Source organism: Halalkaliarchaeum sp. AArc-GB (assembly GCF_031432225.1).
Lineage (GTDB): Archaea > Halobacteriota > Halobacteria > Halobacteriales > Haloferacaceae > Halalkaliarchaeum.
Genome location: NZ_JAVKGM010000008.1, coordinates 120,163 through 127,171 on the forward strand (window position 1 = coordinate 120,163; position 7,009 = coordinate 127,171).

General features: G+C 60.0%; 8 protein-coding genes. 6 read left to right on the forward strand and 2 right to left on the reverse strand.

Features of this window, described 5'->3' with window-relative positions; genetic code table 11:
• Nucleotides 1-280 precede the first annotated feature (280 nt).
• Entirely contained in the window at nt 281-700 is a 420-nt protein-coding gene (locus tag RH858_RS09720) for an ArsR family transcriptional regulator (protein ID WP_310561707.1), read from the forward strand.
• A gap of 109 nt (nt 701-809) precedes the next feature.
• Nucleotides 810-1,520, forward strand: coding sequence for a hypothetical protein (locus RH858_RS09725; protein ID WP_310561708.1), 711 nt, complete (start codon nt 810-812; stop codon nt 1,518-1,520).
• Nucleotides 1,521-1,539: 19 nt separating this feature from the next.
• On the opposite strand, the gene RH858_RS09730 is transcribed toward RH858_RS09725, so the two are convergent.
• A complete protein-coding gene (locus RH858_RS09730) occupies nt 1,540-2,400 on the reverse strand; it encodes a VOC family protein (RefSeq protein ID WP_310561709.1) in 861 nt (286 codons plus the stop codon).
• Between the two features lie 247 nt (nt 2,401-2,647).
• Complete coding sequence (locus RH858_RS09735; RefSeq protein ID WP_310561710.1) at nt 2,648-3,925, reverse strand: hypothetical protein; 1,278 nt, start codon at nt 3,923-3,925, stop codon at nt 2,648-2,650.
• A 771-nt stretch (nt 3,926-4,696) separates the two neighbouring features.
• Here RH858_RS09735 and RH858_RS09740 point away from each other — a divergent pair.
• The 4 genes from RH858_RS09740 to RH858_RS09755 all read left to right on the forward strand — a co-directional run bounded on the left by RH858_RS09740 (nt 4,697) and on the right by RH858_RS09755 (nt 6,954).
• On the forward strand, nt 4,697-4,963 hold the full coding sequence (locus RH858_RS09740) for an AbrB/MazE/SpoVT family DNA-binding domain-containing protein (protein ID WP_209486781.1): 267 nt from the start codon (nt 4,697-4,699) through the stop codon (nt 4,961-4,963).
• A gap of 3 nt (nt 4,964-4,966) precedes the next feature.
• Nucleotides 4,967-5,368, forward strand: coding sequence for a PIN domain-containing protein (locus RH858_RS09745; RefSeq protein WP_310561711.1), 402 nt, complete (start codon nt 4,967-4,969; stop codon nt 5,366-5,368).
• A 22-nt stretch (nt 5,369-5,390) separates the two neighbouring features.
• The gene (locus RH858_RS09750) at nt 5,391-5,618 is read left to right on the forward strand and encodes a hypothetical protein (protein WP_310561715.1); all 228 of its coding nucleotides are present in this window, start codon (nt 5,391-5,393) and stop codon (nt 5,616-5,618) included.
• Between the two features lie 109 nt (nt 5,619-5,727).
• Nucleotides 5,728-6,954, forward strand: coding sequence for a transposase (locus RH858_RS09755; RefSeq protein ID WP_310561712.1), 1,227 nt, complete (start codon nt 5,728-5,730; stop codon nt 6,952-6,954).
• The last annotated feature ends 55 nt before the right edge of the window (nt 6,955-7,009 follow it).

Consider the following 7,009-nt stretch of genomic DNA (forward strand, 5'->3'; position numbering starts at 1 on the left):
CTCGGATCACAACCACCGGCCCTCGCGGGCCGGCCCCCTTTTCATTCTTTCACGCTCGCCAGCGACGGCACTGGCGCGGTCGGGACACTGGGTCCGGATTCTTGGCGCCTGTTCCCAGATGATTGGGCGGCGCTCTCGGATCGTGAAAATCGTCACATGATTTAATTGATTTGAGTAATTCAGTCACACCTGGGCGAGCTGTTGCCATTTCCCCCCAACCCCCCGGATGCGAGGCACCTTATCGCCCACTTTTAAGGGACGAACCGCGGTAGTCTCGGTCGTGACTCCGACGAACGCGAACGCCAGCGAAGACGGCCCCGCTGCCGGGTTCGACTCGTGGGCCGCGCTCCAGAAGGCCACCGACGAGACGCGGGCGACCCTGATCGCCGACGTCGTCGGCCACCCGAAGGGGGCCCCAAGCGTTCCGGAACTCGACTACATGAATCCGAGCCTCGAGGCGGACGCCATCCGTCGCCATCTCGGGATCCTCCAGGACGTTGGCGTCCTCGAGGACCTCGTCGTCGAGCCCGGCAACCGCATCCGGGGCTACCCGTACAAGTTCTACCGGCTGACCGAGGAGGCCCGGGAACTGTTCGACCGGAACGACCTGTTCCCGGAGGCGGCGTGGCGACGCCAGTACGACCGGGTGCAACGCACGGGGGAGATCCGGGAACTGGAGGAGATGCCCCGGCCGGACTGATCGAGGACAGACGGACGCTGGAGGCGTCGCTCGCTGTCACTTTGTAGCAGTACATTCGTTCGAGTCGCCACGAGTGGGATTTTTGTATCCACCCCCATCGTATTCGTTCATGGCCCTCCGCCACTCGCTTCCGCCCTGGATCGCCCTCCTCGCGACCGTTCCCGTCGCGACCGCTGCCACTCCCGCACAAACCGCCACCCTTGCGCCCGCACAGACTGCCACCCTTGCGCCCGCACAAACCGCCACACCCGCACCCGCCCCGACCGCCGGAATCGCCGAACTCGCGGTGCTGGGGCTGGTCGTCTACGGCGCCTCCGTCGCGGTCTCGATCGTGATCGGCCTCCTCGTGCTCGCGGTCTCGGAGTTCGTCTACGCGGAGTCGTACGTCCGGGCGATCGAACAGCGGATCTCCGACCGGCCGATCCAGGCTGGCGCGCTCGGCTTCGCGTCGATCGTCGCCGGCGTCGCCGCGCTGTTCGTGCTTTTGGTGGTTCTCGCGGTGCTGCTCGCGGTCGGCCTCCCCGAACCCGTGGGGCTGCTCGCTGCGATCCCGCTGTTCGGCGGGCTGGCGTTCCTCTACGTGGGGGCGACGGTCGGGACGATCGTCGTCGGGGCGTTCCTGCTCCGGCGGGTCCGCGGCGCCCGGGCGAACCTCTGGCTCGCGCTCGTGGTGGGTGCGCTGGTCGTCAACCTCCCGCTTTTGAACTTCCTGCTCGCGTTTCTCGTGCTGTTTCTGGGCACCGGCGCGATGGTCGACCGGTGGTGGGCGAACCGACGCGGGGGCGACCCCACCGCCTCACCGTCGACTGTGGACGGGTGAGATCCTCCCGCCGGCCAGGTCATCCGGATGCAGTCACACAGAGGTATTCCAGCCCGCCGATGGCTTCGGGATCGATCACGAACGTCGATTCCGTCCCCAGAGGCTGTCGCTGCAGTTCGCCCACGTGTTCGCGCACCGTCTCGAGCGACGAGGCTTCGAGCACGAACGCACACGGGCTGTCCCCGATGGTGTCGAGACGCTCCGCGAGTGGCCCGCCGGCGGTCGGCTCCACGAGATGGACCGGGAGGTCCGGGACGGACGCGACGGAACCCGCGAACGGCCCCGTCGAAACGGAGCGGGAGGTGGGATCGGCGCCCTCGAACGCCGTCCGGAACGTCGACACCGACGTCTCGAGGTCCGCGACGGCGATCACCATGCTGTCGATCCCGACGAACCCGGCTTCCGCGGCGGAGGGTGTCGGCTGCACCCGCCGTTCGAGCGGTGTCTCGTCTTCGATCAGGAACGGCAACACCGAGCCGGGCTCTCCTTCGCCGAGAAACGCGAGTTTCCACCGGCAGAGCTGCCCGTCGGGCCGCTCGCGGCTGTAGTCGTCCGGCCCGTCGACCGGCACTCCAGCCGCTTCGAGTCGCGAGACGTCCCGGGCGATGTCCGCCGACCGGGCGGCCCACGCACACGGGCCCGCGTTCGACTCTATCGCATCGTTCCAGAGGAGGGCAGTTCCGACCTCGTCTTTCGCGATGAGTTCGATGTAGGTGGTGTCGTCGAACCCGACGATGGACATGTGTGTCGGCATCCCGTCGTGAGAGCCGCCGTAGTCCGGGTCGATGCCGACGCTCTCGAAGGCTGCCTCGAGTCGATCGAGATCCGAGCCGGCGATCGTCACGTGGTCGATCTGCACCTCGTCGCTGGCTGTATCCATAGCGTGTGATTCGTACGGGCGATATTGGGTATTTGGGAAGAGGTGCGCGCGGATGCCTACTCGTTATTTGCATTTCCGAACTCCCTCTTAGCGTCTCTAACTAATTCTGCAATACTTTTTAATAATATTAATACTGATTAACGTACAAGATACGCGGCGCGTATGCAGCACGCACGTTTCCACAGAGACTAGATACATTGTTTGGGGCGGCCAAAATAATCGTCTGACGCGGTACGACCGTGGACAGTTAACCGTCTGCAGTAGTCCTGTTGTCTTGGGCTCGCTGGTCGCTCGGATCGACGATAACCGCCTCTTGTCCACGTTCGACGGGAATCCGTTCGATCACGTTCCCGTCCTCGTCGGTTACGATAATGTAGTAGATAACATCGCGTTCGTCCTCACCCTCGATCGGTTCGAGATCGTCTTCCGTTACTGTCCCACTGATGAACGATCTAACTGCAGCATCGTCCCGTATTTCGACCGTACGCCCCGTATCGGCGTTGACGAAGACGTTGCGCGTCACGTCGGTGAAATCAGTTGGCGAGACCTTGATGTGCCACCACAGCTCGGCGTCGATCGTGACGGGAACTGGTTCGATAACGACGAAGTTCTGTCCCCAGTTCGTTCGTGAATCCGCCGACCGGGCAATGCCCATAGCGCGTTCCGGGCCGGTCAGCGTGTCGTCGCCGGTCCCGAAGAAGGTGTACTCGCCCGTCTCGGCATCCGCGAACCACACCTCGTCAAGCCCACGTGTGTCTGCCCCGTACGGCTCTAAGGCAGTCACATACGCCATCCGTTCACCCTCAAGATCGATGACGAACGGCTGGGCGTTGCCAGCTCCCGGGGGGAGCCGAGCCATTTCGACTTCCCCTTCGTGTGCACCGACCACGGGCAGTTGATTGATGATACCGTTTCGATAGCCCAGCGATCCCATCTCGGCACGCGTGACGGTTATCGGGTACAGCCGCTGGCCGTCGAGTATCGGGTGAGCCCGCGCTTCCTCGGGACTGAGATGTTCGATGTCTCCGTCGGGGTGGACCAGTGCTCCGCCATCCCAGGTCGGCGTCGTATGTGGGAGCGGTGTCAGGTGCCACTCGTGGCTCGTTTTCGGATAGTACATGTACGGTCGGCCGTCCTGGCTGAACTCGACGGCGTCGTCGTCGTACTTTGTGAGGTAGTCAGTTTTCTTGAGGTTCCAGTCTGCTGATCGCTGGAGAAACATCCCCTCGCCGTAGGTGAAATCCTCTTCGTAGACCAGTATCTGCCGGTCGTCCATGCGCGTCATATCCGTGACGAGTACACCGCGCTGGTTCTCGACGAGCATGTTTCGAAACCCGTCGGGCTGGATCGCATACGACCAAGCCAGTGCCCCGTCCTCCGTGCGAGCGATGTCACTCGTTCCGAGCCTGTGTTGGCGATACGAGACCGAACCCCGCGTCGTAATGTCTGCCACTTCTTGGGGAACAACCCGTGGATTCTCCGGGTTTGCCTGTGGGAAATCTTCTACTTCGGTCGCATCAGCCATCGTCTGTTGGGCTAGCGTCCGCTGTTCGAGCATTCCCGCTGGAACGCTGATAACTATCGACAGAACAGCTAGTACGACCACGATAATGACGAAAAATCTCATCTTCCGCCCCCGTGTGCCTTTGAGACTGAAGAGTACATCGAAGGGCGTCTCCGCATTCTCAAACACGTTCCCTGACGGAGGGTTCGTATTTGTCTCGACGTACGACGGTGGGACGAACCACAGAACGATAGCCGCCAGGACAGCTCCCCCACCGAACACCGCCATGCCAGGAGAGTACAGGATACTGTAGACGAGACCGTGCCACAGCGGTCGGGTGAGATACCCGACGAGCAAGACGATGCCGAGGCCAAGAGACCGCGTGACAACGTGGATTATCAGCGACCTGCCCCCGGTTCGGCTGACGGATGCGTCTGTTGGCCTATTGTCATCGCTCCGGGGGCCACCTCTGTCTGCCATTTAAAATACTATATCGTATTCGTATATAAACATCCTGCAGAACGGAGCTTCTGTATTCAGGACGAGAGTCCTGCTAGATTCCTGTATGTCGAAGCGACCGTGCGAGATACACAGCGCGAATCTGGCACTGACGGTAGCGAGATCGGAGGCTATTCGATTTGGTCGGTGTAGGGGGCTCACGAATCGCTCAGTACGGGACAAGCAGCCGATAAAAAGAACGGTCGGTACAGGTAGAGACGGAAAAGTAGACGTGAAATATAGTATAACAACGGGAAAGTTTTTGAATTTTCCCGTACGACATGATAGTACACCATGTCAAAATCGACGGACGAACGAGGGCGGATTTACCTCCCAAAAGACGTCCGAGAGAGGTTCGGTAACCAGTACCGCATCGTCGAACTCCCGAGTCATGTCGCTCTCTTTCCCGTCGACGAGGACCCGATAGCGGGGCTCCGAGCTGCCGTTGGCGATGCGTTCGTCGAGACAGAAGCCGCCGATCTGAAAACAGACGCGCGTGAGGCGATCTCTCGAGAGGTTCGAGAGGAAGCAGAAGCCCGGTCACAGGCCGGTGAGGAGTGATCTGTGTACGTCGAAACTGACTTTCTCACAGCGTTGGTAAAGGATGATGACTGGCTTCAGGAGGCCGCAATCCGCGCCCTCGATGAGCGCGATGACATTCACACATCGATACTTGCATATGCCGAGGTGCTGGTACTGTTCTACGACCGTGAGACTGCCGAGTATGAGATCGACGTACCACGGGCGGTCACCAACCTGCTCGAACTAGTTCCGATCGTACCGAAAGAACACGAGGACGCGGTTCTGGCCGCCGCAGCGTTCCTCGATGAGTACGAGCTCACACCATTTGACGCACTTCATGCCGGACTCGTCACAACCGGCGAGGAGTGTGTTCTTTCGACCGAGCAGGACTATGACACTGTCGGCCTCGACCGCACACCCTTGGAATCCGCATTTTCGGAGTGACTCTGTCAATACGCAGGCTCAACTGAACAGTTCTTTCACCGCCAGGGATCTCGAGAGCGGTGTCGCATCGTACGGGAACACGAAAGCTGAGGCGCTTCGGATGCTCGCGGAGGCGATCGAACTCCACGAGGGCGGTGGCGAACCCGTCACCAACGAGGACCTCGAGGAGTGGGACCTGGAGGATACGGAGCCCGGAGACGAGGACCTTCCCGAATTCATCAAGAAGCAAGGCGGATACCTCGGGGCTTGACCCCGAGGAGGAAGCCGACACTCCGTGACACAATCCACGTTTGATAGCCAGCGCGACTCCCCCATCTCTATTATATAGTTTTAAGTATCTCTAACCACATTTATGAAGTATGGGTGTTGTCCGAAACATCCAGATAAAGCTCGACGTTCCCGAGGACAAACACAGTGTTCTCGATGAGACGTTCGAGCAGTTCCGTCAAGCGGCCCAACACGTCGCTGACCACGGATGGAACGACAACCCCTACGAAATCACGGACACGAAGAATACACTCCACGACGAAACGTACTCTGACGTTCGTGATAAGCTCTCTCTGCAGTCCAGTCTTGTTCAGAGCGCCCGCAACCTTGCGGCCACAGCACTCGGCAACTGCAAAGACCGTATCATCGAAGACGGTGAAAAAGCCAGCAAGCCTGAGTTCAAAGGCACAGTTGTCGTCTACAACGGTCGAACCATTACGTACAACGACGACCACGTCTCTCTCGCAACGGTTGACGACCGCGTGACTGCCGAATACGTCACACCAGTCAACGAGGAAGGAACGCCGTTTGAGGACTACTGGACTGATGACTGGGAGAAAGGCGAAGCAACGCTCCACAAACGGGATGGCACGTACTACCTCCACGTCGCCGTGGAGAAAGAAGTCGCCCCTGATTCTAGCGACGAAACATCCGAGAACGGAGTGGTTCTCGGTGTCGATCTGAACGTGGATGGCTACCTCGCTGTCACCAGCACGGGAGCGTTCCTTGGAAACGCAGACTATCTCAACCACCGCCGCGACGAGTATGAACGTCGGCGCGGCAACCTGCAACAGACAGGCACTCGCTCGGCCCATCTCACCATCAAAAGCATCGGGTCACGGTTCGCTCGGTGGAGCGCCGACTACCTGCATCGTGTCTCAAAAGCCCTCGTGCGGGAGGCCATAGAGAACGACTGTACGGCGATTGCGTTCGAGAATCTGAAACAGATCCGCGAGCGGATCTCGAACGGATCAAAGTTCCAACAGTGGACGTTCCGTGAGCTCCAACGCCACGTCGAATACAAGGCCGAAGAGCATGGCATCGACGTGGATGACGTGAAGCCACAGTACACATCCCAGCGGTGCAGCCATTCGGAGTGTGGATTCACTCACGAGGACAACCGCGACGGTGACGAGTTTGAGTGTCTGAAATGTGGAAAAGAGCTGCATAGCGATTACAACGCTGCTCGGAACGTGGGGTGGCGTCTTATCCAGCATTGGCTCAAGTCTGGTGCTGGACGAGCCACGAGTCAACTGGCTCTCAAGTCAGGGACGGTGAACGCAAATGGCCGGTTTCGGCCTACTGCATTACGCAGTTAGAGCGGGAGTCCACTGACAAACCTCGGGGCTTGACCCCGAGGCAGTTGACGAAGTG

Excerpts from the sequence above, each read along its gene's own strand:
- RH858_RS09725 (WP_310561708.1), top strand. The coding sequence starts at position 810 with ATGGCCCTCCGCCACTCGCTTCCGCCCTGGATCGCCCTCCTCGCGACC.
- RH858_RS09730 (WP_310561709.1), bottom strand. The coding sequence starts at position 2,400 with ATGGATACAGCCAGCGACGAGGTGCAGATCGACCACGTGACGATCGCC.
- RH858_RS09735 (WP_310561710.1), bottom strand. The coding sequence starts at position 3,925 with ATGGCTGATGCGACCGAAGTAGAAGATTTCCCACAGGCAAACCCGGAG.
- RH858_RS09740 (WP_209486781.1), top strand. The coding sequence starts at position 4,697 with ATGTCAAAATCGACGGACGAACGAGGGCGGATTTACCTCCCAAAAGAC.
- RH858_RS09755 (WP_310561712.1), top strand. The coding sequence starts at position 5,728 with ATGGGTGTTGTCCGAAACATCCAGATAAAGCTCGACGTTCCCGAGGAC.